Below are 25,763 nucleotides of genomic sequence, written 5' to 3' on the forward strand. Positions count from 1 at the left end.
TCAGCTCAGGGTGCTGGGCCGGGTGACGTAGGGGGCTTCCAGGGTGTTCGCCTCTTCAGCCGTCAGGGGCAGGTTCACGGCAGCGACCGCCTGCTCCAAGTGGTGCGGCTTCGTCGCGCCGATGATGGGCGCGGTCACGCCCGGCTGGTGCAGCACCCACGCGAGTGCCACCTGCGAGGCGGTCACGTCCTTCTCGCGGGCCAGCGCGTCCACCCGCCGCACGATCTCCAGATCGGTGTCGCTGCCGAAGAGGTTGCGGCTCATCACGTCGCTGTCGCCGCGCGTTGTCTGTCCCTCGCTCCCCTTGCGGTTCCCGGCCAGGAACCCGCGCGCCAGCGGACTCCACGGCAGGAAGCCGATGCCCTCCTCGCGGGACAGGGGCAGCATTTCGCGCTCCTCCTCGCGGTACAGCAGGCTGTACTGATCCTGGACGCTCACGAACCGCGACCACCCCTTCAGGTCGGCGAGGTACTGCGCGCGGGCCACCTGGTACGCGAAGTGGTTCGACACGCCGATATACCGCACCATGCCCAGCCGCACGAGGTCGTGCAGCGCTCCCAGCGTTTCTTCCATGGGCGTGTCCGCGTCCCGCCCGTGGATCTGGTAGAGGTCGATGTAGTCGGTGCCCAGCCGTTTCAGGCTGGCGTGCGCGCCGTCCATGATGTGCTTGCGTGACAGCCCGCGCTGGTTCACGCCGTCGCCCATCGGGGCGTGAACCTTGGTGGCCAGGACGATCTCGTCCCGCCGTGCCAGCTCGCGCAGGGCCTTCCCGGTGATCTCCTCGCTGCGTCCGATGGAGTACATGTCGGCGGTGTCGAAGAAGTTGATCCCCAGGTCCAGCGCCTTCTCGAAGAAGGGCCGCGCTTGGGCCTCCGGCAGCACCCAGTCCCGCCACGCAGGATCGCCGTACGACATACACCCCAGCGCGATGCGCGAGACCTTCACGCCGCTGCGGCCCAAGTTGACGTACTGCATCAGTTCTTCCTCCAAGAGTGGCTCGGGGTGAAGCCCAGCATCGTCCTCGCCTTGCTGGTGTCGTAGAAGGACTGCGTGCCCGGCACATCCCGCGTGTAGGGCACGCCGGGGAAGGCCTCGTCCAGCAGCTCGCGGCTGGGGCGGCGCATGACGCTGTCCTCGTTCGCGATGATGAACGCCTCCATGCCGGTCAGCTTGGACTCCACGCCCAGCCGCACGGCCTGCGCCGCGTCCCGCACGTCGATGTACGTCCACAGGTTCCATTGCCGTACCTGTGGGTCGTCCTGCCAGGCCTCCAGCCCGTCGTAATCCCCGGCGTCCGGGTCGAGGACGTTCGAGAAGCGCAGGCAGATCAGCTTCATGGCCGGATGCTCGCGCGCATACTGCTCGGCCAGCACCTCGCCCAGCAGTTTCGAGTGCGCGTACGACACGCGGCTCTCGCGCACCGCCTCGGTGATCGGCACGCTCGCGGGCGGCCCGTCGAAGGGGTAGCCGAGCAGCGTCTCGCTGGATGCCCACACCACGTTCGTGATGCCCAGGCGCACGCACGCCTCAAACACGTTGTACGTGCTGACGATGTTCTCCGCGAAGGTGACGTGATCCGGCCGCTGCGTCGGGCCCGGAATGGCCGCCAGGTGGATCACGGCGTCGATGGTGCCCTGCCGGTACTGCTGGTCGATGCCGGAGAGGGCGCCCATGACCTCGCCGAAGTCGGTCAGGTCAACGCGGGTGTACGGCCCCTGCGCGCTTCTGGGTGGCGCGGCGTCCAGGTTCAGCACCCAGTGCCCGTGCGCCTGCAGGTCGCGGATGGTGGCCCGGCCGAGTTTGCCGCTGCCGCCGGTGACGATGATGTTCATGGCATTCCTCCTGGAAAGCGTTCTGGATGGACTGGATCGATTCAGACCTCCAGACTCTACCGCCCCTGGCCCCCGTGGCAGTCCACCATCAAGAAACTCCCCGGACGCACGTGGCGTCCGGGGAGTTTCAGAAGAATCCGGGCTCAGGCCTGGGTGTCTTCGGTCTTGGTCTCGGTGGGGGTGCTGTCTGCACTGGTGTCCGCAGCGGTGTCGGCCGTGTCGGCCTTCTTGTCGCCGCCCAGGCCGAACTGCGCGAACAGATCCGCGTACACGTCGCCCAGCTTGGTGCTGATCTTGCCGCCCTGCTGCGCGTCCTTGGCGTTGTAGGCGTAGTCGGCGTCGCGACCACGGCCACCACGGCCGCCACCACCGGGGCGTGAGCCGCCACCGGCGCTGTAACGGTCGCTGCGGGCACCGCCGCCCTGCGACACGTAGTCACGGCTGCCACCGCCGGCACCACCCTGCGTGGGGGCCGGGCCACCGCCCAGGAAGCGGCGACGGCTGAGGCTGGCGCGCTGCTCAACGGGGTCGATGTTCAGGATCATGGCTTCGATCTCGTCGCCCTTCTTGAACAGGTCGGCCGGGTTGTTCACGCGGTTCAGGTCGAGTTCGCTGATGTGGATCAGGCCCTCGATGCCTTCCTCGATTTCCATGAACACGCCGAAATCGGTCATACCGGTGATCTTGCCCTTGACGGGCGTGCCGGGCGGGTACCGGTCGGGCAGCGCACTCCAGGGATCGTCGGTGGTCTGACGGATCCCGAGCGAGATGCGGCGCTCCTTGGGATCGATCCGCAGGATGACGGCCTCGACCTCGTCGCCTTCCTTCATCACTTCGTTGGGGTGACGAACGCGCTTGGTCCAGCTCATCTCGCTGACGTGCACCAGCCCTTCCAGGCCGGATTCCAGTTCCACGAACGCACCGAAGTTAGTAAGGTTCGTGACCTTGCCCTTGACCTTCTGGCCGATGTGGTACCGCTCGGTGGCGCCTTCCCAGGGATCCTGGGTGAGGGCCTTCATGCTCAGGTTGATGCGCTCGCGGCCTTCATCGACGTCGATGACCTGAACCTGAACCTTGTCGCCCACCTTGACCACGTCGCGCGGGTGGTTGAAGCGGCCGTAGGTCAGCTCGCTGCGGTGAACGAGGCCGTCGATGCCGCCCAGGTTCACAAACACGCCGAAGTCGGTGATCTCCACGACTTCACCCTCGAACTGCGCGCCGGGGGTCAGCTGGTGTACGGTCGCTTCGCGGGCCTTGGCCTTCTCGGCTTCCATGATGGCGCGGTGCGAGATGATCACGCGGTTGCGCTTGCGGTTCAGCTCGATCAGCTTGACCATCAGGGGCTTGTCGACGTAGGGGTCGAGGTCGTTCACGCGGCGGGTGTCCACCTGGCTGGCGGGCAGGAACGCGCGGATCCCTTCGACCTGGGCCACCAGACCGCCACGCACCTTCTCCAGCACCTCGACTTCAAAGGCTTCGTCGGCTTCCTGCATCTTTTCAAGCACGCGCCAGCCCTTGTCCTGATCGGCCCGCTTCTTGCTCAGCACGATCTGGCTGTTGGGCAGGTCGACGCGCACCACGTACGCCTCGATCTTCTCGCCCTGCTTGTACATCTCCTGCGCCTGCTCGAGCGTGACGGGTTCATCGCCGAGCTGGTTGAGGGGAATGATGCCTTCGACCTTCGCGCCGATGTCGACGGCGATGCCTTCCTGGCCGATGAACACGATGGTGCCGTCCACGATGTCGCCGCGCGTGACGCTCTGGGGTTCCTGCGCCTCACTGGCGAGGATGTCCTCCATGGTCATGGCGGGGTACTCGCGCTCCTCCGGGGCCACGGGGGCCGGGGTGGGGGCGGGAGCAGCGGTGGGTGCGGTGCCCGTCGCGGGCTGAGTCCCGCCGTTCTCGGCGGGGGTCTGGGTGTTGTCTTCCATGAACTCTTGTCCTCCTGGGCGCCCGGCCATCTGGCCGCGTGCCCTGCCTGATACCTGCCCGCGCGAGCCTTGGGACTCGACAACGGCGCGGCAACACCTCAGTGTAACAGACTGCAAGTCCCCTCACAAGCGCGATCTATACGCAGTGCAGCGATTTCTGACGGCTTTCTTTCGCGGCCCGCAGCGCAGGACACCCCCATCACGTGCCTTGACGCCCCGTGGGACACCCGATATACTCCCTGTCGCTCCGGTCATAGGCGTGAGCACGGCTGATGGGGCATCGTCCAATGGCAGGACACCAGTCTCTGACACTGTCGATCTAGGTTCGAGTCCTAGTGCCCCAGCCAGACTGAACAGGAGGCCACTTCGGTGGCCTCCTGTTCGTTGTGCCCTCCGGTGCTCAGCTGCGCGCCAGTTCCCGCTGCACCTGTTCCAGCGCGTCCGGGTTGTCCAGGGAGGTCAGGTCGCCCGTGACCTGACCCTGGGTGATCAGGTCGCGCAGCAGTCGGCGCATGATCTTGCCCGACCGCGTGCGTGGCAGCGTGGGCGTGATCACGACCCGCTGCGGCCGGGCGTAGCTGCCGACACTGGTGGCGATCTGCGCGGCCAGTTCGCCCTCCAGTGCAGGGCTGGCGGTATGCCCGGCCCGCAGGATCACGAACGCGAGCGGCACCGCCCCCTTCACAGCATCCGGCACGCCGATCACGGCCGCCTCCGAGACGGCCGGGTGGGTGATCAGGGCCGATTCGAGTTCCATGGTGCCGATGCGGTGCCCGGCGACGTTGATCACGTCGTCGACCCGGCTGGTCACCCACACCTGCCCGTCGGGGTCGATGGCGGCGGCGTCCGCCGTGAAGTAGCGGCCGGGAAAGCGGCGCAAGTACGTCTCCAGGTAGCGGTCGTGGTCGCCCCAGATGGTGCGGGCCAGGCACGGGAACGGCTGCGTGAGCGTCAGGTACCCGAGCGTTCCGGCCGTCACCGGCGTGCCCTCCTCGTCCACGACCTCCGGCGCGTAGCCGGGCAGGGCGTGGCCGCACGAGCCGGCCTTGGTGGGCGTCAGGCCGACCATGCTGGACGCCCACGCGCTCCCGGTCTCGGTCTGGCCGTAGGTATTGTTCACGAACACGTGGCCGCCGCCCAGCACGTCCCGCGTCCAGTGGAAGGTGTCCGGGTCGAGCGGCTCGCCCACCAGCGAGACGAGCTCCAGGCGGTCTGTGTTCCGGACGGCCCCGTCGCCCGCGCGGCGCAGCATCCGCAGCAGGGTGGGCGCCGTGAAGAGCTTGTTCACGCCGTAGCGGCCCAGCACCTCGTAGAAGTGATCCGGCGTGGGGAAGTCCGGCGCGCCCTCGTACACCACCAGGGTCGCCGCCTGCGCCAGCCCACCCACCGCGCCGAAGATCGGCATGACCAGCCAGCCGATGTCGGCGGTGCACCAGTACACGTCGTCCGGGCGGATGTTCAGCGCCCATTTCGTGTTCGCATACGCGCCCACCAGGAAGCCGATCCCCGAATGCACCAGTCCCTTGGGTTTGGACGTGGTGCCCGACGTGTAGATGATGAAGCCCGGCGCGTTCGCCTCCAGCGGGGTCGGCGGGAACTCGTCCGGCATCCCGGCGGTGAAGTCCGCGTAGAGCACGTCCCGGCCCGGCGTCATGGGCACGTCCAGGCCCAGGCGCGGAATGACCACCACGCGCTCGACCGAGTCCACGCCCTCCAGCGCCTCGTCCAGCGTGGCCTTCAGCGGCACCACCTTGCCGCGCCGCAGACTGCCGTCCGTCACGAACACCACGCGCGGCCGGCTGTCCAGCAGGCGATCCCGCACCGCGCCCGCCGAGAATCCCGCGAAGCTCACCGAGTACACCAGCCCCAGCCGGTAGCACGCCTGCACGGCCGCGAAGGCCTCCGGGACGTTCGACAGGTACAGCGTCACCCGGTCGCCCGGCACCAGGCCCAGGCCGTGCAGCGCGGCGGCCACGCGGTTCATCTGCGTGGACAGCTGCCGGTACGTCCACGTGTCCCGCGCGCCGTCCTCGCGTTCGTAGTGCAGGGCGGCGCGGTCGCCGTGATCGGCGAGGTGACGGTCCACGCAGTTCACGGACACGTTGCCCATGCCGCCCGGAAAGTACCGGAAGTCCCCGAACTCGCCCTCCAGCACTCCCTGCCAGCGCGTGAACCACGTCAGTTCCTCGGCCACGCCCTCCCAGTACGCGTGCGGATCGGTGGCGCGGAGCGTCGCGGCCCCCTCCGGCGTGACCGGGGCCGTGCGGCTCAGGGCGTCGGTCGGCTCGACCAGGGGCTGTCCGTCGAAGATCGCCAGTCCTTCCATGAATGACTCCTCCAGGGGGTGATGTTCCCGGAGGATACGCCCGAGCGTCAGTCCCGCAGGGCGGTCAGCACGTCCGGTGCCTGCACCGTGCCCGGCACGATCAGCAGCCGGTTCCCGGACGGATCATTCACCTGCACGCCCCGGCCCAGTGGGGTGACCGCGTGCCCGGCCGCCCGCAGACGCTCCGAGACGCTGGCCAGTTCCGGTTCATCCGGGACCTGCAACGTCCAGTGGTGAAGGCCGCGCGAACCGGGTTCCGGCGTGGTGCCGCCCGCACTGCGCCAGCTGTTGTTCCCGACGTGGTGGTGGTAGTCGCCGGCGGCCGCGAACACCATGTCCGGACTGGAGGCCGTGACGTTCAGGCCCAGCCCGCGGGCCATGAAGTCGTGCGTGGCCTGGGCATCGGCCATTTTCAGGTGCACATGGCCCATGCGCGTGCCTGCGGGGGCGCCGGTCCACGCCTGCGCGGTGTCCTGGGTGTTCAGCAGTTCCCGGATGCGGATGTCCTCGCGCCGCGCGGCCCCCTCCGTCATACGGCGGGTTTCGCGGTCGAAGGGCCACTGTGCCTGCGGCCAGTCCTGGTAGACCTCGATGCCGTTGCCTTCCGGATCGTGCAGGTAGAAGGCCTCATGCGTGTAGTGATCTGACTGTCCCAGGCGGATGCCCACCGTGAAGACGTGCGCGAACCAGCGGGCCAGGTCCTGCCGGGTGGGCAGCACGACCGCCAGGTGGTATAGGCCCGTGGCGCCCTGCGGGGGCAGCGGCGCGTCCGGGCGGCCCAGCAGCGCCAGCAGCGGCGTGCCCTCCGGCGTGCCGAGCACCACGGCGTCGCCCTCGCGCGCGAGTTCGTTCAGGCCCAGCACCCTGCGGTAGAAGGCGGTCATGCCCTCCAGGTCGTGCACAGTCAGGGCAACGGGGCCGGGCGTGGAATCCGGGTGAAGTTCAGGGACAGTGGTCATGGGTCTCCTCGCAAGGGGTGGCAGGGTCAGGCTGGCATGGGGGGCTCGGGCACCGCCAGGACGTCCTGCCCGATTCGCACGACCTCGCGGGCCAGCACGTCGAAATCGTCCTGGATGCTGCGGTGGTTGGCAATGGCGATCCGCAGGCAGTAGCGGCCGTGCAGGGTCGTGTACGACGGTACGGCGATGCCCTCCTCGTGCAGACGCATCAGGATCTCCTTGTTCAGCGTGTCCAGCGCGCCGTCTGCGAGCCTGCCCGGATTGAAGCGGAAGCACACGATGTCCAGGCCGATGGGAGCCATGAGTTCCAGCTGCGGATCGGCCCGAACCAGCTCGCCGAAGTAGTGCGCCTGCGCGACGTTCCGGTCGATCATCCGCCCGAAGCGCTTCAGGCCGTGTTCCTTGATCGACATCCAGACCTTCAACGCCCGGAACTGCCGGGAGAGCTGCAGGCCGTAATCGCTGAACCACACCCCGCCAGCCGCCACGCCCCGCGTCTCGTGCGTCAGGTACTCCGGCGTCAGCGAGAAGGTGCCCCGGTGGGCGGGTTCGGAGCGCACGATCACGCACCCGGCCTCGAAGGGAATGTGCAGCCACTTGTGCAGGTCGAGCGCCACCGAGTCGGCGAGCTCGATGCCGCGCAGCAGCGGGCGCACCGTGTCCGACAGCACCGCCACCGCGCCGATTGCGCCGTCCACGTGGAACCACAGGCCCTCACGGGCGCACAGGTCGGCCAGGGCCGTGAGGTCGTCGATGGCCCCCGTGTTGATGGTGCCCGCATTGCCGATCACACAGATGGGACGCTGGCCCGCCGCGCGATCCGCCCGGATCATGGCGTCCAGCGCCGCAAGGTCGATGGTGTAGTCGGCGTTCACCCGCACCTTCCGCAGGCCCACGCTGCCCAGCCCCAGCGCCTCCAGGGCCTTCTGCGCGCAGCTGTGCACCTCGCCGGACGCGTAGACCGTTAGCGGCTGCGGCGCGGCCTGCATGCCCAGGGCGCGCACGTCGAAGCCCGCGTTCACGTTGCGGGCAATCGCCAGCGCCACAAAGTTCGCCATCGACCCGCCGCTGACCAGCAGCCCGCTCGCCGTGTCCGGGAACCCGACCATCTCCTTGACCCAGGAGATCACCTGTTCCTCGACCAGCGGGGCCACGTGGTTCCCGCCGCCCACGTTCGGGTTCATGGTCGCCGCCAGGAAGTCCGCCAGCGCGCCCAGCACCGTGCCGTTCCCCATGTACCAGCCCCAGAAGCGCGGGTGGAGGTTGCCCATCGGGTACGGCTGCACCGACGTCACGAACTCCTCGTACGCTGCCTCGGCCCCCTGCGGCTCCCAGGGGGCGGGCACCTTGAACCGCACCGCGACCTCCGCCGGAATGGGCTGCCACACGGGCCGCTCCCGCAGCGTTTCCAGGCTGCCCAGGGCGTCGTCCACCATGCGGTGCGCCAGGGCACGCATGGCCTCCCAGTCCTGCGGGTCGAGGGTCTCGAAGGGTGCCGCCTGCGGATCGTCGGTCATGTCTGTTCCCCACCGTGAATGGGCCGCCCCGTCCGGGCCGCCTGCGGGGAACGCCGCGTGGCTCCCCCGAGCCCGCGTTCCCTCCATCGCCAGGCTCCAGCCTACGTCTTGAACTCGGTCAGGATCAGGTGGATGTCCTGCGTGCCCACGTTCCGCAGCGCGTGCGGCGGGATCGGCGCGGCCGCGATCGCCGTGCCCGGCGCAGGTGAGACCCCGTCCCGGACGGAATCCATCATGACCGTGCCGTGCTCGTCCGTGCGGATGCACGCGCTCCAGCCGATCACATACAGCACTCCGCTCCACACGTGCGTGTGTACGGCCGTCTCCTCGCCCGGCCGGATCAGCGTTTCCAGCACCCGCACCCGATCATCCTCGAAGAGGACGATGTGGTGATCGGGCGCGGCCGCCACGGCATCGAGTTCATCCAGCATCCGTCACATCCCGGCGGGCGGCGATCCAGTCCTCGCGCGGCGGGGCGAAGACGTCGAAGACCCGCGCGGCCTCCAGCACCGTGATCTGATGGGGCACCCCTCCTGGGATGACCACCGTGTCGCCCCCGGAAGACTCCACGACCTCCGGCGCGTCCGGCGACCCGAACTCGAAGCGCGTCCGGCCCGACAGAATCACGCTGATCTGCTCGTTCGGGTGCTCATGCCACGGCACGACCGCCCCGGCGGCCAGTTCGAACTGCGCGACCATCGCCTGCTCGCCATGCACGAACTGCCGGCTCACGCCCGGCACGGGTACCTCGGCCTGCACGTCCCTCCATGCCCGCTTGATTGCCCTCATGCTGCCCTCCTGTCGCCCACCCATGATGCGTCCGCTTGCCGGCAGACGGTCCGGGCGCTCAGAAGAAGCCCACGATGGTCTGAAGTTTCCCCGCCGCGTTCACCTGCGCGTAGTCCATGCCGCGAATCTCCACCCCGGGCCGCAGGGTCAGCCGCCAGAAGAACCGCAGGTGCCCGTGGTGGTGGTCGAAGTCGCCGTCCCGCGTGAAGCTCGCTCCGGGACTGCCCGTGTGGAACGCGCCGATGATGGCGTCCAGGCCCGCGAGATCCGTGGCATGCGAGCCCGGATCGGTGTAGTGGCCGTCCGGAGCCCAGACCCGCTCCAGCAGCGCCCGGCGAGTCCCGGCGTCCGGCTCGTTCCACGCGGCGAGGTACCCGGCCAGCACGACGCCCAGCTCGTTGCGCCGCATGAGGCCGGTGGCCGCCTTCCGGTCGATCTGGTACGGTTGCCCATCCGGGCCGAAGGCGTGCTTGAAGTCGAAGGCCTGAGCGCTCGGCCCGGCATGACACAGTCGGTCGAAGCGCGCGTGCGCGTCCGGCCAGGTGGGCACATGGTCATCCGGCACCCACCACGCGGCGTAGCCCGGCCGTTCGCTGTGCTCGAACCACTCCTGGCGCCTGCCCAGCGCCTCGGCGTGTACCCCGGCATACGCGAACGCGAACACGGATTCCAGATCCCGCCACACCGACAGCGTGTTCGCCGTCCGGCCCGCCTGATCCCCGCTGCGGTAGATGAGGGGCGTGCTGTCGCCCGGCGGCCAGGGAAGACCCAGGAACCCCTGGCAGGACTCCGCCCCCCCAAACACTCCGGCGACCCGCTGCTCGAATTCCCGCACCCGTGGGTGGCCCCAGGGTTCGTGCAGCAGTCCGGTGGTCATGAACACGACTTTGGCCATGTGCGTCTCCTTCGGGGAGTGGAACCGGGAATGACGTGAGCCCTGGCCGGCTCCACCGGAACAGCACCGACCATCATCTTCTACCAGGGCGGCGGTATGTGCGGCCCGGTGGTGGTCGGCGCCACAAGGGCAGCGCTCAACTCTCGGTCTGTTCGAGGTCCTCGGTGAGCCAGAACTCTGGTGGGCCGCTCACGCCGGCGCGGCCCATGGCGGCCCTTAATTCCTCAGAGTCCTCGAAGTCGCGGGCCTGCGCCAGGGTGCCGAACGTCAGCGTGACGACAATCATGTTCGGGTTGCTGCTGTCGCGGTGAACGCTGGCCCCAACGGTTCCCGACCGCCGGCGCAGGTCGAGGGTGGAATCGTAGACGGGTTTCCACGCGGCGTAGTCGCTGACGGGGTGCCGGATGAACAGGGTGGCGGACATATGGGCTCCTCTGGAGCGCTGCGGGCGCTCCGCGCCGGGATGGGGAGTGGTGGACGAACGGCCAGGAGATCGGAGCAGGGCGTGGTGCGGCGCGCCCCTCGACACACGGCTCACCCGCCGGCGACCCTGGGATCACTCACGCGAGGAAAGCGAGCGGGCGAACGCGCAGGAGAGGGTGAAAACCAGGTCATCATAATGTGAAGAACTCCACAGAAGTCAAGCGGAATTGAGGGCCCTCGCGTGCCGACCGAGCATCACAGCCCGGAGGACCGCTCCTAGCCGTGGATGGACGTTTCCACGCGGCTGGGCACGTTTTAAGCTCCTGATCTCTCCAACTGCGCGACCATGTCCACCCGGTCGAGCCCTGGCCCGTAACCGTCCGGAACGCGCCCCATTTCCAGGAAGCCGAAGCGGGCGTAGTACGGCGCGGTGTGCTGGGTGGTGTCCAGGTGAACCTCGGCCACGCCCAGCTCGCGCAGGCGCTCCAGGCGGGCCAGGACGAGCCGGGTGCCGTACCCGCGCCGCTGGAGGTCGCGCGCCACCATGCCCCACGCAAAGCCCGCTGGGCGCTGTGGATCGCCGCCCCACCAGATGCCCCCACACGCGACGGCCTGCCCGGCGTCCTCGACCACGCTGTATTCACACGCCTCGGAGGAGCTGCCGTCCAGGCCGTCCAGCCACTCGATGAATTCCGCGCGTTCATGTGGCAGGAACGACGAGGGCATGTTGGAGTCGAACAGGGCCAGACACGCGGCCCGGTCGGCGGGGCGGTAGGGGCGCAAGGTGGGATCGGGCACGGTTCCAGGGTGCCACGGGACAGTGGTTCCAACGGCCGCTCCGCTACACTTCCCCCATGACCCAGGTTTCCACGCCGGAGTGGTACAAGAGCGCCGTCTTCTACGAACTGTCGGTGCGGACGTTTGCCGACGGAAATGGCGACGGCAAGGGCGACTTCCCTGGCCTGACCGGGAAACTCGATTACCTCAAGACGCTGGGCGTGGACATCATCTGGATTCTGCCGTGCTACCCCAGCCCGCTGCGCGACGACGGCTACGACGTGGCCGACTACACCGACATCCACCCGGATCTGGGAACCCTGGACGACTTCAAGGTGTTCCTGCGCGAGGCGCACTCGCGCGGCCTGAAGGTGGTCACGGACTTCGTGACGAACCACACCAGCAGCGAGCACGCGTGGTTCCAGGCAGCCCGGCGCGGCCCGGTGCTGCCCGACGGCACGCCGAACGAGTACCACGACTACTACGTGTGGAGCGACACCGGCACCGAGTACCCGGGCGCGCGGATCATCTTCACGGACACCGAGGTCAGCAACTGGACGAAGGATGAGCAGTGCGGCAAGTTCTACTGGCACCGCTTCTTCGGGCACCAGCCTGACCTGAACTACGACAACCCGAAGGTGCTGGAGGAAATCCTGAATGCCGCGCGCTTCTGGCTGGACCTGGGCGTGGACGGCTACCGGGTGGATGCCGTGCCGTATCTGATCGAGCGCGAGGGCACCAACTGCGAGAACCTGCCGGAAACGCACGACATCCTCAAGGCTATCCGGCAGATGGTGGATCAGGAGTACCCGGGCAAGCTGCTGCTGGCCGAGGCGAACCAGTGGCCGGAAGAGGTGGTGGAGTATTTCGGCACCGACGCCGACCCGGAATTCCACATGTGCTTCAACTTCCCGGTCATGCCCCGGCTGTACATGAGCCTGAAGAAAGAGGACACGTCCTCGATCCGCGAGATCATGGATCGCCTGCCGGCCATTCCCGCGTTCGGGCAGTGGGTGACGTTCCTGCGCAACCACGACGAACTGACGCTGGAGATGGTCACCGACGAGGAGCGGGCCTTCATGTACGCGGCCTACGCGCCGGACACGCGCATGAAGATCAACGTGGGCATCCGCCGCCGGCTGGCCCCACTGCTCGACAACGACCGCCGCCGCATCGAGCTGCTCAATACCGTGCTGCTGGCCCTGCCGGGCAGCCCGATCCTGTACTACGGCGACGAGATCGGCATGGGCGACGACCTGAGCCTCGCCGACCGCAACGGCGTGCGCACGCCCATGCAGTGGAACGCCGGCATGAGCGGCGGGTTTTCCACCGCCACGCCGGATCAGTGTTTCTTCCCGCCCATCGGCGACACGGTGTACGGCTACTCGCGCGTGAACGTGCAGAGCCAGGAGCAGGATCCGAGCAGCCTGCTGAAATGGACGGCGCGGCAGCTGGAACTGCGCAAACGCCACCCGGCCTTCGCGGTGGGGGAGCTGGCCTTCGTCGACACGGACAACCCCGCCATCCTGGCCTTCACCCGCACCACGCCGGACGAGACCCTGCTGATCGTGAGCAACTTCGCCGGGAACGCCCAGGCCGCGCACCTGAACCTGGGTGGCTACGAGGGCCGCGTGCCCGTCACGCTGTCCGGCGCCAGTCCCTTCCCGGCGGTGGGCACGGAGCCGTACCCGATGATCCTCGGGAAGTACGACTACTACTGGCTGCGGCTGAACTGAGATGGGGGCGGGTTCCCTGATCGTCGTGGCCACGGCGGGAGAGGCCGCGCGCCTGGACGGCCTGGGCGCGCGGCTGGTCGTGAGTGGCGTCGGGCCGGTCGCAGCTGCGTTGGCCACGCAACGCGCGCTGCTGGACAGGACAGCCGGTCTGGTCATCAGCGCTGGGATCGGCGGAGCGTACCCTGGCAGCGGTCTGGAGCCCGGCGACCTCGCCCTCTCCAGCGTGATTATTCAGGCGGATCTGGGAGCGTGGGACGGGGACGCGTGGCTGGAACTGGACGCGCTGCGCCTCTCGGTACGGCCCGATGCCGTTCAGGGCGCGCAATTCCCCGTGTGGGACGGAGCAGAGCAAGCGGCACGGCGGGCCGGTGCGGCGTTCGGCCCCCTGCTCACCGTGAGTGGCGTGACCGGCTCGGTCGCCACCGCCCGTGCCCTCGCGCAGCGGTATCCCGGCGCCCTGTCCGAGGGCATGGAGGGGGCCGGCATCGCCCATGCCGCGCTGCTGGCAGGCGTTCCGGTCGTGGAGGTGCGCGGCGTCAGCAACGAGGTCGGCCCGCGCGACCGCGCCGCGTGGCGGATCGCGGAGGCGCTGGCCGCCACGCGGCGCGGCGTGGCCGCGGTGCTCGAATTCGCTGGCTGAACTTTCACGTCCCTACAGGGGGCGTGGTGCCGTATTCGGTCAGGGATTGAGCAGGGTGCGCGCCTGGTTCACGGGGCCGGGGAAGTCCACCTTCACGTGCACGGTCGTGCCGGGCGGCGTCTGTGGATCCACGTTGATCCAGTGGCTGGCCAGCACCGGCGGGTTCGGTTCCGGATCGATGGCGCGCACCATCACCCGGCCCTGCGCGGGCACGAACACGCACCAGCCCTCGGGCACGGTCGGGATGGCTCGAACCGGCAGCAGGCTCTGGAGGGTCATGTCGTCCGGCGTGGCCCAGTATTCGACCAGCAGGCTCGCCTGGGCGCGTTTCAGATCGGTGGGCCCCACGTCGAGCTGGATTTCAATGGTGTCGGGCTTGCCGGGCACCAGGTTCGTCCAGCCGGGAATCACGTACCGGTTACTTCCGGCACTCCTGAACTGTTCGGGCTGTGGGGTGGGGGCAGTCATTCGTACAGCCTACCCCGCTGCTCCGCAGCTCTGCGAGTCCGGCCTGGCGATCCGCACACAGTCCTTCAGCGGGACTGCACAGTGCGGATCAGGGCGCGCACGGCCAGGAAGCCCACGATGAAGAACAGGAAGGGAATGAGGTTCACGCTGATCTCGGCGTCCTTCTCGGGCTCCAGGGCATTCTGACGGCGGTATTTGATCATGCGCCCAGCGTACCCCCACCGGGGAGCGCCGGGACAGGCCGGGGCTTATGAGAGCGTTCGGGTTCAGTTCCGGCCGGGCCCGCGTCCGGCCCTGCGGAGCGCCCCCATTGCGGCCTGTCCACGCGAAGTGTAGAACGCGCGATGTGACTGCCGCCGACCCGTCCGCTGCCGACTCGTCCCCCACCATGCGCGCCCTGAGCAAACTGTGGCCGCAGGAGGGCATCTGGATGGTCGAGACGGCCGTGCCGACGCCCGGCCCGAACGACCTGCTGATCCGCGTCCGGAAAAGCTCGATCTGCGGCACCGACGTGCACATCTACAAGTGGGACGCGTGGGCGCAGAAGACCATTCCCGTGCCCATGGTGGTGGGCCACGAGTACGTGGGCGTGGTGGCGGGCATGGGCAGCGAGGTGCGCGGCTTCGAGATCGGTGACCGTGTGAGCGGCGAGGGGCACGTCACCTGCGGGCACTGCCGCAACTGCCGCGCGGGCCGCCGGCATCTGTGCCGCAACACCCTGGGCGTGGGCGTGAACCGCCCCGGCTCCTTCGCGGAGTACCTGGTGTTGCCGGCCTTCAATGCCTTCAAACTGCCGGACGACATCCCGGACGACATCGCCGCCATCTTCGATCCCTTCGGGAATGCCGTGCACACCGCCCTGAGCTTCGATCTGGTCGGCGAGGATGTCCTGATCACCGGGGCCGGCCCGATCGGGGTGATGGCGGCCGCCGTGGCCAAACACGTCGGGGCGCGGAACGTGGTGATTACCGATGTGAACGACTACCGCCTGGACCTCGCCCGCAGGGTGGGCGTCACGCGGGCCGTGAACGTGGCCCGCGAGAACCTGTGGGACGTCGCCACCCAGGAACTCGGCATGCACGAGGGGTTCGACGTCGGTATGGAGATGAGCGGCAACGGCGCGGCCTTCGCGCAGATGGTGGATGTCATGAACAACGGTGGTAAGGTCGCGCTGCTCGGCATTCCTGCCGGGCAGGTGGACATCGACTGGAACGCCGTGATCTTCAAGATGCTGACCATCAAGGGCATCTATGGCCGCGAGATGTTCGAGACGTGGTACAAGATGGCCGCGCTGATCCAGTCCGGCCTCGACCTGACCCCCATCATCACGCATCACTACGGCATTGCCGACTTTCAGCGGGGCTTCGACGACATGCTCGGCGGGCACAGCGGCAAGGTCATCCTGAACTGGGAGGCGTAGGCCGCCATCCAGCCTCGACTACGGCGGGGCGGGGTGACCGCTGGCAGGGGGGCTCGACCGGATCACGCGGTTGCGTCCTGCCTGTTTGGCCTCGTACATGGCGTCGTCGGCGTGCAGGAAGGCGTGGTGCAGGGTGTCACGGGTGCGCCACGCGGCCACGCCGCTACTGATGGTCATCCTCACGCGGCCCAGGGTGGCGTCCTGCACGGCGGCGCGCAGGTCGTCCGCGAAGGCGTGGGCGGCGTCCACGTCCTGCCCGTGGAGGTACAGCACGAACTCCTCTCCACCCCAGCGGGCGGCGAGGCCGTCCGGGGGGACGAGGTTCTTCATGAGCTGTCCCAGACCCACCAGGATGCGGTCGCCTTCGGTGTGGCCGTGCGTATCGTTCACGGGTTTGAAGTGGTCGATGTCCAGCACGATCAGGCTGCCGTCCGTGCCGTCCAGCCGCAGGGCGGCGGCCTGTTGTTCGAAGCCCCGGCGGTTCAGCAGGCCGGTCAGGGTGTCGCGCGCCGAGAGTTCTTCCAGCAGGTGCAGGCGTTCCGTCAGGCCGGCGAGGGTCTGGCGCATGGTCACGCCCACCATCAGCAGCGCGAACATGCCGGTGTTCACCCACTGGGACAGCAGCAATTTCTCGCGGTCGACGCCGCTGAGCATGTTCACCTCGAAGCGGTACGCGATGAGCAGTGCCACGGACAGCGGCAGCGACAACTGTGGGGGCAGGATCAGTAGCAGGCCCGCGACGATGAAGAGCAGCACGCTGCCGATCAGGTCGTAGCCCAGCACGGCTTCCGGGTGCTGGCCGTACAGCACCAGAAAGCCCACGGCGCTCAGCGTGAGCAGGGCCGCGAAGATCCGCTCGGCCATGCCGAGCCGTTCCGGGTGCCGCCATGTCCAGGGCAGCAGCAGCGCCGCCCCCACCATGACGGCCCCGTGCGTCACGGCATACGGCCACGCATGATGAATGAGCAGTTCGCGCAGCAGCAGCAGCAGCCCAGGTATGGCCACCAGCATGGCGAACACGTACCCGGACATCTTCACGCGGCTGACCTCGGGCGCGTCGGGGAGGGGCCGGGCCACGTCCTGCCACCACGCGCGCAGCCACAGCGGCATCCGGCCCACCGGACGGACGGGCGGGGCGTGCCGGGTACGGACAGCAGGGAACGGGGAGCGGGACAACGCGGGCAGGTCTCCTTCGGGGGAAGTCAGTCCGACTCCCGGTGCTCCTCATTGTGAAGAGCCGGTCTGACGTGACCCTTTACGACGCGGCATGTAAAGCCCACCCGCCAGGGGTGAAGCCGGGGAAGCGCCGATCCCGACCTCCGCAGATCGCGCCTACTTTTCCTGAGTGTGGTCGTGTTAACCTGTGCGGCGGAGGCCCGGCTCCCGCGCACCAGGGGAGAGAGGCGACGAACACGACATGGACTATTACGAACTGCTGGGCGTGGCGAACAGCGCGAGCGCCGACGAGATCAAGAGTGCCTACCGCAAACTCGCCCTGAAGTACCACCCGGATCGCAACAAGGAACCTGGCGCGGCCGAGAAGTTCACGCAGATCAACGAGGCCTACGCTGTCCTCTCCGATCCGGAGAAACGCGCGCATTTCGACCGGTACGGCAGCGCCCCCAGCGCGGGCATGCCCGGCGGCGACCCGTTCGGTGGCATGGGCGGCGCGGGCTTCGACCCCATGGACATCTTCGAGCAGCTGTTCGGCGGCGCCATGGGTGGCCGGGGACGGCGCGGCCCGGCGCGCGGCGACGACTTGGAAACCGAAACCTTCGTGACCCTGCTCCAGGCCCGTGCGGGTGAGGAAATCGAGGTGCAGGTCGACCGCCTGACGACCTGCGAGCACTGCCACGGCAGCCGCACCGAACCCGGCGGGCAGCCGCCCAAGACCTGCACGACCTGCGGCGGGGCGGGCGCGGTGCGGGCACAGGCCCGCACGATCTTCGGCGTGGTCGAGACGCAGCAGCCCTGTCCCACCTGCCGGGGTGAGGGCCAGATCATCCAGGATCCCTGCACGGTCTGTAAGGGCCGGGGACGCACCCTGAAAGCCGAGCCGGTGAAGGTCAAGCTGCCGCGTGGCATCGACGAGGGCTACCGCATCCGCGTGGCCGGGAAGGGCAACGAGGGACCGGGCGGCAACGGGGACCTGTACGTGCACATCGAAATGGAAAAGCACCCCCAGCTGCGCCGCGAGGCCGAGCACCTGATCCACACGGCCAAGATCGGCTTCGCGAAGGCCGCGCTGGGCGGGAAGATCGAGGTGCCCACGCTGGACGGCCCGGTGAACGTGGAGGTCAAGGCTGGCACGCAGCACGGCGAACTGCACCGCCTGCACGAGAAGGGCATGCCGCGCCTCCAGGGCCGGGGCAACGGTGACCTGATCGTCGAGTACGACGTGGTGGTGCCCAAGCCCGCGCAGCTGACCCCCGAGGCCCGCGAGGCCCTGCTCGCCTACGCCCGTGCGGTCGGCGACGAGGTGAACGAGAAGCAGGAAGGCTTTCTCGGGAAGGTCGGGAAGATCTTCCGGGGCGACTGAGCAGCAGACCCACTGCAGACGGGACAATCGCCTCCCTGTGCGGCTGTGCTCTGCTCCTGGCGAACCGGGCCACCTCCCGCGAGCGTGGAGGGTGCGGTAGGCCTGAATCGGCCAGTCTGGTGGCGCCGTCTCCCATCAGGGGACGACGCCCGTCCATGACATGCCCGGCGTGGGCAGGTATGCTGCTCACGATCCCGGTTCCGCTCCCCGACCCCACCCCGCCTTGGAGGCTCTGCCTGTGTCCGTCCCTCACCGCGCCCCGACCGCCGTCCTCGAGAGCCGCCGCTCCCCGCTGCTGGTGTTCGCCGGGCAGAGCAACCGCCCGCTGGCCCAGGCCATCTGCGACAACCTGGGTATTCCGCTGGGCCGAAGCAAGACCGAGAAGTTCACGAACGACAACCTGATCGTGCATTACGAGGAATCCCTGCGCGAGGGCGACATCTTCATCGTGCAGACCTTCAGCAATCCCGTCAGCGACTCGATTATGGAACTCCTGCTGATGATCGACGCCGCCAAGAGTGCGAGCGCCGGGCGCGTCACGGCCGTCATCCCGTACTACTCGTACGCCCGCAGCGACAAGAAGGATTCCCCGCGCATCTCCATTGCCGGGCGGCTGGTCGCGGACCTCCTGCAGGAGGCCGGGGCCGACCGGTTCCTGACCATGACGCTGCACTCGCCGCAGGTGCACGGGTTCTTCAAGATTCCCGGCGACCACCTCTCGGCGGATCTGGTGCTCAGCCAGCACTTCAAGTCGATCGTGCCCGACGCGCACAACGGCGTGGTGCTCGCCCCGGACGCCGGGAGCATCAAGCGCGCCAGCCAGATCGCCCGACGCCTGGACTCGGGCCTCGCCATGATCGACAAGGAACGCCTCTCAGACACAGAGGTGCGCCCGCGCGCCCTGATCGGGGACGTCGAGGGCCGCACGGTGTTCATCGTGGACGACGAGATCAGCACCGCCGGATCACTGGTCGAGACGGTGAACATCGCCCGCAGCCTGGGGGCCAAGGACGTGTACGTGGCCGTCACGCACGGCGTGTACTCCGGCCCGGCCATCCAGCGCATCGCGGGCCTGGACGTGACGCAGGTCGCGAGCTGCAACACGGTGCTCGTCTCGCCGGAGAAGATCGCGGCGGCGAACGGCAAACTGGCAGTGCTGGATGTGGCGCCCCTCTTCGCGAACGCCATCTCGAACATCCATACGGGCGCGAGCGTCAGTACGCTGTTCACCTGACGGAGGAGAACCGGCCTCACAGCGGTGTGCCGTCGCGCGCAAGGGGAAAATCACTCTGCGCGCGACGTTCATTCCAGACCTGTTTCGTGCGCGTTCCCATCGCTGGCCGTGCCTACGCTGCGGCGTGCCCGGTTCTGCCGACCTCTTTACCCAGTCGACTTCTGAAGTCTGCCCAGGGGGGAGGTTGGGCGGGCATGAGCGACCTGTCCGGGGCGGAACAGCATCAGCGTCAGCGCAGCGAGCCCGGTCAGCAGCAGCCCGGCGTGACCGCCGCTCAAGAACACCAGCGGCACCACGCTTCCCAGCGCCAGCGGGGCCAGGAACGGGCGGCCCAGCGTGGACAGGGCCAGGCCGAGTCCGGCCAGCGCGCCCAGTCCCTGCGCGGCGGTCACGGGCAGGTACGCGGTGAGCACGCCGCCCAGCGTGAAGCCTAGCGCCAGGCCGAGCGCGGCCGTGGCCAGCGGCACCGGCGTGATCGTCAGGCGGCGCGTCCTGGCCCAGCCGAGGCACAGCGCCGTGGCCAGCAGCAGCGCGGGCCACTGCAGCAGCCCGATCTTTCCGAGGGTTTCCCTCAGACTGCCCTGCGCGAACACCAGCGCGATGTCCTGCGCGGTGATCACGTCCTGCAAGATCCATTCGAGGTGGGTGGCGCTGCCCAGCGCCGTGCGGGACTGCCGGGTGGGGAACAGCGTGTACCGCTGGAATTTGGCCGGCCGATCCGTGTTGACGCTCAGGCTGAAGGCCCGGATCGCCTCGCGCCGCTGGGCCAGTTCGTAGTGCCACGACCGCGCTCCCTGGTTGCGGTAGGTCGCGCTGACCCGAACCACGCCGCCGGCGGGCACCTGTCCCTGCCACACGGAGCCGTCCGTGAGATCCGTCGCGTGAAGCACCTGTCCGTTCACGGTCAGGCGGAAGTTGCTGAGGGTGCCGCTCCCGCTGGGCAGCGGAAAGGCGAAGCGCATGGTGGCCGGGGCCGCGTTCGGGTTGGTGAAGGTGTAATCGCCGGTGAAGGTCGCGTTGTAGTACAGGCCGCGCCCGCCGGCCGGTTCGGTGAACTTCAGGTCCGTCACGACCTTCGAGGAGTCCAGGTTCACGGGCTGTTCCGTTTGCAGGGTCATCACGCGCGTGTATTCCAGGCGGGTGCCACGTTGCCGGAAGCCCTCGCGCAGCGCGCCGACGTTCGTGCCGTCCGGCTGCCCCAGGTAGGGCAGCAGGGCCTCCCAGTTCCCCTGTTTCTGGAGGCGCCTGTAGATGTCCTGGGGCAGCAGCAGCGTGCGGGTGTAGGTGTGAGTGCCGATCACGCTGGCGCGCGGGGCGCTCTGCACGGTCTGTCCGCCGGCTGGGTCGGCAGCGTTGGCGTACCGGGCGGACTGCTGCGCGCTCAGGCGGGCATCCATGGCGTGACGGGTGATCTGCACGAGGACGCTGCCCGCCCCTATGGCCAGCAGGACGAGCGCCCACTGGCCGGTGATCCGGCTGCGGCGCGAGAGCCAGCGCAGGGCGGCGCGTGACCGCGAGCGGTCGAACAGGCCCAGCAGCAGCAGGGCCAGCACGCCGACGAGCAGCAGGGGCACGGCGGAGCGGGCCAGCGACAGGAGGCCGGCGAGGGAATGCTGAAGCGAGGCGAGGGCCACCTGAACCATACGGAACCTCCAGGACGCGGGTCTTGAGTGCTGTACTCAGGTGAGTACACTCTCTGAACCCTGCCGTGGCGTCCGTCTTTCGGTGCAGCCCGGTCGGACGGCCGCAGCGATCTGCCAGCATGGAGCGTGCCCGACGCCCTGCCTGCTGCCCTGCGACCCCAGATCGAGATGCTGCTGGGTGGCGCGGTCATGCGCGCCGCCCGGCTTGCTGGCGGAGACACCAGCGACGTGTGGCGGCTGAGCACCGCGCGCGGTACCTGCATCCTGAAGGCGTCCCGGCGCGGCCGCCCACACCAGTACGCGGCCGAGGCCGCCGGGCTGGAACAGTTGCGCGCGGCCGGGCCGCTGACCGTGCCCGGCGTGGTCGCGCACGGCGACGCGCCGGGAGGGTGGGCCTTTCTGCTGCTGGACGACCTCCCGCCCGTCCCAGAGACGCCCGCCGCCCAGGAGGCGCTGGGGCGCGGGCTGGCGCTTCTTCACCGCGCGCCCGCTCCGGGCTTCGGGGGCACGGCACCGAACGCGTTCGGGCGACTGGAGCAGGTGAACGGAGTGGGGGAGAGCGCCGCCGACTTCTTCTGGCACCAGCGCCTGGCCCCACAACTGCGGCTGGCGGCTCCTCATCTGAGTCGGGCCGATCACGCCGACTTCGAGGCCCTGCAGGCCCGGCTGGCGGCCCTCATTCCGCTGGAGCCGCCCGCGCTGGTGCACGGGGATCTGTGGCACGGGAATGTGCTGTACACGGCCCGCGGCCCGGCCCTGATCGACCCGGCCACGGCGTTCAGCCACCGGGAAGTGGATATTGCCCTGCTGCACCTGTTCGGCACGGTGCCGGAGCGGGTCATGGCGGCCTACCAGGAGGGCTATGCGCTGGCGCCCGGCTGGCAGGAGCGGCGGGCGCTGTGGAACCTGTACCCGCTGCTGGCCCACCTGAACATGTTCGGCCACGGGTATCTGGCCCGCGTGCGGACGGTGCTGACCGCCGTGCTGATCATGACCTGATTTTCAAACCGGTTGACTTTTTAAAGTATAGGGTGCACACTGGGGGTATGACGACCCTTTCCGTGCTGCCCGCCACCACCCACGTCGGCCCGGTCACGCTGCTCACCCGCGACCTGCCCGGTCTCAGCGCCTTTTACACGCGGTTGCTGAGCCTCACACCCACCACGCAGACCGCGCAGGAGGTCACGCTGGCAGCCCAGGGCACGCCACTGCTGCACCTGAAAGCCGCGCCGAACCTGCCCGCCGCGTCCGTCAGCCGCCCCGGCCTGTATCACACCGCCTTCCTGCTCCCCACCCGCGCGGATCTGGGCCGCTGGCTCGCGCACGCCGCTCAGTCCGGCCTACGGATCGGCAGTGGCGACCACCTCGTCAGCGAGGCCTTCTACCTGGACGATCCCGAAGGCAACGGCATCGAGATCTACGCGGATCGCCCGCGCAGCACCTGGACGTGGGAGAACGGGCAGATCAAGATGGCCACCCTGGCCGTGAACGCCGCCGCCGTGCTCCAGGCCGCCGGAATCGACATCCAGCACCTCGACCAGGCCCCTCCCTACGCGGGCGCGCCCGCCGGAACCAGCGTCGGCCACATCCACCTGAAAGTCGGCAGCGCCGCGCAGGCCGCCCGCTGGTACACCCAGGCGCTCGGCCTGGACGTGGTCGCCGATATGGGCAGCGCCGCCTTCCTCTCGTGGGGCGGATATCACCATCACATCGGCCTGAACGAATGGCACTCGGCCGGACAGGGCCGGCCCGCCGCGCCGGCGGCCGGTCTGGGCGGCGTGGACTTCGTCACGGACGACCTGAGCGGCCTGCGCGCCCATCTGCGCGACCGGAAGGACGTGCAGGACACCCCGGACGGCCTGATCCTGACCGATCCCTGGGGCAACCGCCTGACCGTGCGTCAGCAGGCCTGACGCGCCGGATACGCTGGGGCATGACGTTCCACGCCCCCGCCGTCCTGCGTTCCGCGCTGGCGTGCCTGAGCCTCGTCGCCACTCCCCCGGTGGTCGCCCAGGCTGCCGGGCCGCTGAATCCCGTGCTGGTGCGCGCTCCGGGCGGGCAGTCGCCGTACCTGCTGGGCGCGTGGCAGGGAGGCCGCTGGGTGCCGGCCAGCGCCGGCCTCGCCCATGAGGTGAGGAGCGGGGCCTACCGGCGGCATATGCTCGGGGGCCGGCCCGCCACCGCGCAGGGCGGCCCCGCCGAGTCCATGGGCGATCCGTGCGCGGACGCGTACCAGGTCCCCCTGACACCGGAGTCCCCGGCCAGCGCCTTCGAGGTGTTCACGACCTCCGCGCAGGTGCTCCAGCCCCGCCCGGTCACCCTGCTCCCCACCTCGAACACGACCTACCGCGAGATCGTGCGGCAGGAACTCGTGCGGCGCGGCGTCCGGTCACCGGTCGTGACCATCACCACCCTCCTGCGTACCGACCTCGACGGGAATGGCACGCAGGAGGTCGTCATCGAGGCCAGCCGCTTTCAGGAACGCAGCGGGAACTTTCCCCCACCGACCGGGCAGCCCGGCGATTACAGCCTGCTGCTGCTGCGCCATGTGGCCGGCGGGAAGGCCGTGACCACCGTGCTCGGCGAGTACGTCGCCCCGCCCACTCCGTATGACCCGGCCAGCACAGCGCCCATGCCGCTGGCCACCACCTACCGCCTAGCGGGTCTGGCCGACCTGAACGGCGACGGCCGCGTGGAACTGATCACCTACGGAGCCTATTACGAGGGCGACAGCTTCGCCGCTCAGGAATGGACGCCCGCAAGCGGCCTGAAGGTACGCCTGGAAACCGGCTGCGGCGTGTAATAAGGCCACCACCGTCGGCACGCTTGCGCCGGGCAGGGGAATCGCCCGCTGGGAGGTGGATGGCCTGGAACCAGGTGGCTGAATGGTCGCTGTTCCCGCTTCACTCAAGGGTCGCAACGCACGGAGGCCGCTCTGACCTGTTCACGCGTGGCCCGTGCTCTACACTCCTGGGCGATGAGCGAGCAGGTCGAGATCGAGCGCACCCCCGTGGGACGGGTGGAGGACATGCCCGAAGGCTGGCAGGGCACCGTGGACGTGGCCGGCGTGACCGTCCTGGTCGTGAACTACGAGGGCCGGTTTTACGCCCTGCGGAACAACTGCACGCACAACGACTACCCGCTGCTGGGCGGCGACATCGCCATGGGCCGGATCACCTGCGAGAAACACGGCGCGAAATTCGAACTCGCGACGGGCAAGGCCAAGACCCTGCCCGCCGTGAAGCCTGTGAAGATCTACGCCACTGAGGTTGAGGGCGGCATGGTGTATATCCGGCCCCTGTGACCGGCCCCTCGCTTCAGCGCTGGTTCGAGCCGGTTCCGTTCACCTCGTTCTGAAGTTCCGACGGTTCACCTTCCGGTAGGTCGCCGGGCCGCTGGCTGACGTGCGGGGGGGCCTTGTCGCTCGGCGGGGTGTAATTGGGGTTCGGGTCGATGTCCTCAGCGCGCTCCCGTACAGCCGCGCCGACCGCCGCCGGAATGCCCAGACCGGCCGAGGGTGCGACCTCGTCGAGCAGGTCGCCGCCCAGTCCATCGACCGTGTCCGAGCCTGCGAACTCCGGTTCCTGGGCAGCGTGAACCATCGCCTCGACATCCCGCGTGGCGAGATGATCGAAGGCTCCGGTCACGGCCTTCGCGCTGGGCAGTTCCACCGGCGTGTACTTTTCCGTGTCGGAAGCGCCCACGTGATCGTCGCTCGGCGTGGTGGTGTAGGCGTCCTGGTGGGCGTCCTTGGGATCATGCGCCTCGAAGCCGGTCTTCGCGCCGTCGGCGCCGGTCACGGGCGGGTTGGTGCGGTCATCGTCGCTGCGGGTCATGCTCCAGTGTCGGTCATGATGGCGCGGCGCGCATTTCCGTTCCCTTGAGACCCGCCCCAGCAAGCTCATCCGGGCGTCATGTCAGCAGGGCCATGACCTCCGTGTGGCCCTCCTCGCGCGCCAGACTCCCGGCCGTGCGGCCATCCGAGGTGACGGCGCCCGCAGCGGCCCCGGCGGCGAGCAGGAAGACCACCAGCGCCGCGTTTCCGTTCTGCGCCGCGGCCATCAGGGGTGTGAAGTCGTCCTGCTGCACGGCGTTCACCTCCGCCCCCGCCGCGACCAGGAGCCGGGCCAGGGCCTCGTGGTTGCCCGCCACCGCCGAGTGGAGGGGCTGCACGCGCATGGGGTTCCGGCTGACCGCATTCACGTCCGCGCCGCGCTCCAGCAGGTGCTGCGCCACCTCCGCCCGCCCGAAGAAGGCCGCGAGGCCCAGCGGCGTGAAGCCGTCAGCGCTGACGGCGCTCACGAGTCCGGCCTCCCTAGCGGTCAGGGCCTGCACGCGCGCCGCGTCGCCCACAGCCGCCGCCTCGAAGATGTCCAGCGTGGCCCCCTCGTCGATCAACACGTGCGCCATGTCGTGTTTGCGGTAGTACGTGGCGAACAGCACCGGCGACACGCCCATGGGGCTCACCGCCCGCAGCAGCGCCGGATCGCCCCGCACCAGGGCGCGCACCTGCACGCCGTCGTTCGCCTGGATGGCCAGGAACAGTTCCCTCTCCGCGTCGGTGGTCATGAACATATGCTACGGAACCGCGCGCCGCCCGCACTGAATGGCCTGCGCAGGTGGCGGGATAGCAT

At 68.9% G+C, this 25,763-nt stretch carries 26 protein-coding genes and 1 tRNA gene; 10 read left to right on the top strand and 17 right to left on the bottom strand.

The genetic code is table 11. From position 1 onward, the window contains the following. From E7T09_RS19130 to E7T09_RS19140, 3 genes are all read right to left on the bottom strand, one after another. Entirely contained in the window at positions 1-975 is a 975-nt protein-coding gene (locus E7T09_RS19130) for an aldo/keto reductase (RefSeq protein WP_136390810.1), read from the bottom strand. Next, on the bottom strand, positions 975-1,832 hold the full coding sequence (locus E7T09_RS19135; protein ID WP_136390811.1) for an NAD(P)-dependent oxidoreductase: 858 nt from the start codon (positions 1,830-1,832) through the stop codon (positions 975-977). Before E7T09_RS19135 ends, E7T09_RS19130 begins: the two co-directional genes overlap by 1 nt. 143 nt (positions 1,833-1,975) lie before the next feature. Continuing rightward, positions 1,976-3,763, bottom strand: a complete 1,788-nt coding sequence (locus E7T09_RS19140) for a 30S ribosomal protein S1 (protein WP_136390812.1) — start codon at positions 3,761-3,763, stop codon at positions 1,976-1,978. A gap of 273 nt (positions 3,764-4,036) precedes the next feature. On the opposite strand from E7T09_RS19140, the gene E7T09_RS19145 reads away from it, so the two are divergent. Beyond that, a tRNA-Gln gene (locus E7T09_RS19145) sits at positions 4,037-4,110 on the top strand. Positions 4,111-4,163: 53 nt separating this feature from the next. On the opposite strand, the gene E7T09_RS19150 is transcribed toward E7T09_RS19145, so the two are convergent. From E7T09_RS19150 to E7T09_RS19185, 8 genes are all read right to left on the bottom strand, one after another. Then, positions 4,164-6,089, bottom strand: a complete 1,926-nt coding sequence (locus tag E7T09_RS19150; RefSeq protein ID WP_136390813.1) for an acetate--CoA ligase — start codon at positions 6,087-6,089, stop codon at positions 4,164-4,166. A gap of 47 nt (positions 6,090-6,136) precedes the next feature. Continuing rightward, positions 6,137-7,048 (bottom strand): VOC family protein, encoded by a 912-nt coding sequence (locus E7T09_RS19155; RefSeq protein ID WP_136390814.1) that lies wholly within the window; start codon positions 7,046-7,048, stop codon positions 6,137-6,139. A 26-nt stretch (positions 7,049-7,074) separates the two neighbouring features. Further along, on the bottom strand, positions 7,075-8,565 hold the full coding sequence (locus E7T09_RS19160; protein ID WP_136390815.1) for a pyridoxal-dependent decarboxylase: 1,491 nt from the start codon (positions 8,563-8,565) through the stop codon (positions 7,075-7,077). Positions 8,566-8,666: 101 nt separating this feature from the next. Next, positions 8,667-8,996 carry a hypothetical protein gene (locus tag E7T09_RS19165; protein WP_136390816.1) on the bottom strand — a complete coding sequence of 110 codons (330 nt, stop codon included), beginning with the start codon at positions 8,994-8,996 and terminating at the stop codon, positions 8,667-8,669. Next, on the bottom strand, positions 8,986-9,354 hold the full coding sequence (locus E7T09_RS19170) for a cupin domain-containing protein (protein WP_136390817.1): 369 nt from the start codon (positions 9,352-9,354) through the stop codon (positions 8,986-8,988). The genes E7T09_RS19165 and E7T09_RS19170 overlap by 11 nt, the downstream gene beginning before the upstream one ends. Positions 9,355-9,412: 58 nt before the next feature. Continuing rightward, entirely contained in the window at positions 9,413-10,249 is an 837-nt protein-coding gene (locus tag E7T09_RS19175) for a DUF3291 domain-containing protein (RefSeq protein WP_136390818.1), read from the bottom strand. Positions 10,250-10,385: 136 nt separating this feature from the next. Further along, positions 10,386-10,673 (bottom strand): cyclase, encoded by a 288-nt coding sequence (locus E7T09_RS19180; protein ID WP_136390819.1) that lies wholly within the window; start codon positions 10,671-10,673, stop codon positions 10,386-10,388. A 314-nt stretch (positions 10,674-10,987) separates the two neighbouring features. After that, entirely contained in the window at positions 10,988-11,470 is a 483-nt protein-coding gene (locus E7T09_RS19185) for a GNAT family N-acetyltransferase (protein WP_136390820.1), read from the bottom strand. A 56-nt stretch (positions 11,471-11,526) separates the two neighbouring features. On the opposite strand from E7T09_RS19185, the gene treS reads away from it, so the two are divergent. Both treS and mqnB read left to right on the top strand, forming a co-directional pair. Beyond that, entirely contained in the window at positions 11,527-13,185 is a 1,659-nt protein-coding gene (treS, locus tag E7T09_RS19190) for a maltose alpha-D-glucosyltransferase (protein ID WP_136390821.1), read from the top strand. Position 13,186: 1 nt separating this feature from the next. Continuing rightward, positions 13,187-13,825 (top strand): futalosine hydrolase, encoded by a 639-nt coding sequence (mqnB, locus tag E7T09_RS19195; RefSeq protein ID WP_136390822.1) that lies wholly within the window; start codon positions 13,187-13,189, stop codon positions 13,823-13,825. A 39-nt stretch (positions 13,826-13,864) separates the two neighbouring features. Here mqnB and E7T09_RS19200 read toward each other — a convergent pair whose 3' ends face one another. After that, positions 13,865-14,293, bottom strand: coding sequence for a uracil-DNA glycosylase (locus E7T09_RS19200; protein WP_136390823.1), 429 nt, complete (start codon positions 14,291-14,293; stop codon positions 13,865-13,867). 65 nt (positions 14,294-14,358) lie between these two features. Beyond that, a complete protein-coding gene (locus E7T09_RS22020) occupies positions 14,359-14,496 on the bottom strand; it encodes a hypothetical protein (RefSeq protein WP_168734949.1) in 138 nt (45 codons plus the stop codon). Positions 14,497-14,681: 185 nt separating this feature from the next. On the opposite strand from E7T09_RS22020, the gene tdh reads away from it, so the two are divergent. Beyond that, the gene (gene tdh, locus E7T09_RS19205; protein ID WP_136390966.1) at positions 14,682-15,713 is read left to right on the top strand and encodes an L-threonine 3-dehydrogenase; all 1,032 of its coding nucleotides are present in this window, start codon (positions 14,682-14,684) and stop codon (positions 15,711-15,713) included. An 18-nt stretch (positions 15,714-15,731) separates the two neighbouring features. Here tdh and E7T09_RS19210 read toward each other — a convergent pair whose 3' ends face one another. Next, positions 15,732-16,823, bottom strand: a complete 1,092-nt coding sequence (locus tag E7T09_RS19210; protein WP_136390824.1) for a GGDEF domain-containing protein — start codon at positions 16,821-16,823, stop codon at positions 15,732-15,734. A gap of 307 nt (positions 16,824-17,130) precedes the next feature. Between E7T09_RS19210 and dnaJ the strand changes: the two genes are divergently transcribed. Both dnaJ and E7T09_RS19220 read left to right on the top strand, forming a co-directional pair. Continuing rightward, positions 17,131-18,252 (top strand): molecular chaperone DnaJ, encoded by a 1,122-nt coding sequence (gene dnaJ / locus E7T09_RS19215; RefSeq protein ID WP_136390825.1) that lies wholly within the window; start codon positions 17,131-17,133, stop codon positions 18,250-18,252. 238 nt (positions 18,253-18,490) lie between these two features. Beyond that, positions 18,491-19,486, top strand: coding sequence for a ribose-phosphate pyrophosphokinase (locus E7T09_RS19220; RefSeq protein ID WP_136390826.1), 996 nt, complete (start codon positions 18,491-18,493; stop codon positions 19,484-19,486). Between the two features lie 146 nt (positions 19,487-19,632). Here E7T09_RS19220 and E7T09_RS19225 read toward each other — a convergent pair whose 3' ends face one another. Next, entirely contained in the window at positions 19,633-21,129 is a 1,497-nt protein-coding gene (locus E7T09_RS19225) for a hypothetical protein (protein WP_205747055.1), read from the bottom strand. 126 nt (positions 21,130-21,255) lie between these two features. On the opposite strand from E7T09_RS19225, the gene E7T09_RS19230 reads away from it, so the two are divergent. The 4 genes from E7T09_RS19230 to E7T09_RS19245 all read left to right on the top strand — a co-directional run bounded on the left by E7T09_RS19230 (position 21,256) and on the right by E7T09_RS19245 (position 24,433). Continuing rightward, positions 21,256-22,128: a fructosamine kinase family protein gene (locus E7T09_RS19230; RefSeq protein WP_136390827.1), complete on the top strand. Its 873-nt coding sequence runs from the start codon at positions 21,256-21,258 to the stop codon at positions 22,126-22,128. Positions 22,129-22,175: 47 nt separating this feature from the next. After that, positions 22,176-23,042: a VOC family protein gene (locus tag E7T09_RS19235; RefSeq protein WP_136390828.1), complete on the top strand. Its 867-nt coding sequence runs from the start codon at positions 22,176-22,178 to the stop codon at positions 23,040-23,042. A 20-nt stretch (positions 23,043-23,062) separates the two neighbouring features. Further along, positions 23,063-23,932, top strand: coding sequence for a hypothetical protein (locus E7T09_RS19240; RefSeq protein WP_136390829.1), 870 nt, complete (start codon positions 23,063-23,065; stop codon positions 23,930-23,932). 174 nt (positions 23,933-24,106) lie between these two features. After that, complete coding sequence (locus E7T09_RS19245) at positions 24,107-24,433, top strand: non-heme iron oxygenase ferredoxin subunit (RefSeq protein WP_136390830.1); 327 nt, start codon at positions 24,107-24,109, stop codon at positions 24,431-24,433. Between the two features lie 13 nt (positions 24,434-24,446). Here E7T09_RS19245 and E7T09_RS19250 read toward each other — a convergent pair whose 3' ends face one another. Together E7T09_RS19250 and E7T09_RS19255 are read right to left on the bottom strand one after the other, a co-directional pair. After that, positions 24,447-24,965 (bottom strand): hypothetical protein, encoded by a 519-nt coding sequence (locus E7T09_RS19250; protein WP_136390831.1) that lies wholly within the window; start codon positions 24,963-24,965, stop codon positions 24,447-24,449. Between the two features lie 76 nt (positions 24,966-25,041). Next, positions 25,042-25,698, bottom strand: coding sequence for an ankyrin repeat domain-containing protein (locus E7T09_RS19255; RefSeq protein ID WP_136390832.1), 657 nt, complete (start codon positions 25,696-25,698; stop codon positions 25,042-25,044). Between the last annotated feature and the right edge of the window lie 65 nt (positions 25,699-25,763).

This window comes from Deinococcus sp. KSM4-11, from assembly GCF_004801415.1.
Lineage (GTDB): Bacteria > Deinococcota > Deinococci > Deinococcales > Deinococcaceae > Deinococcus.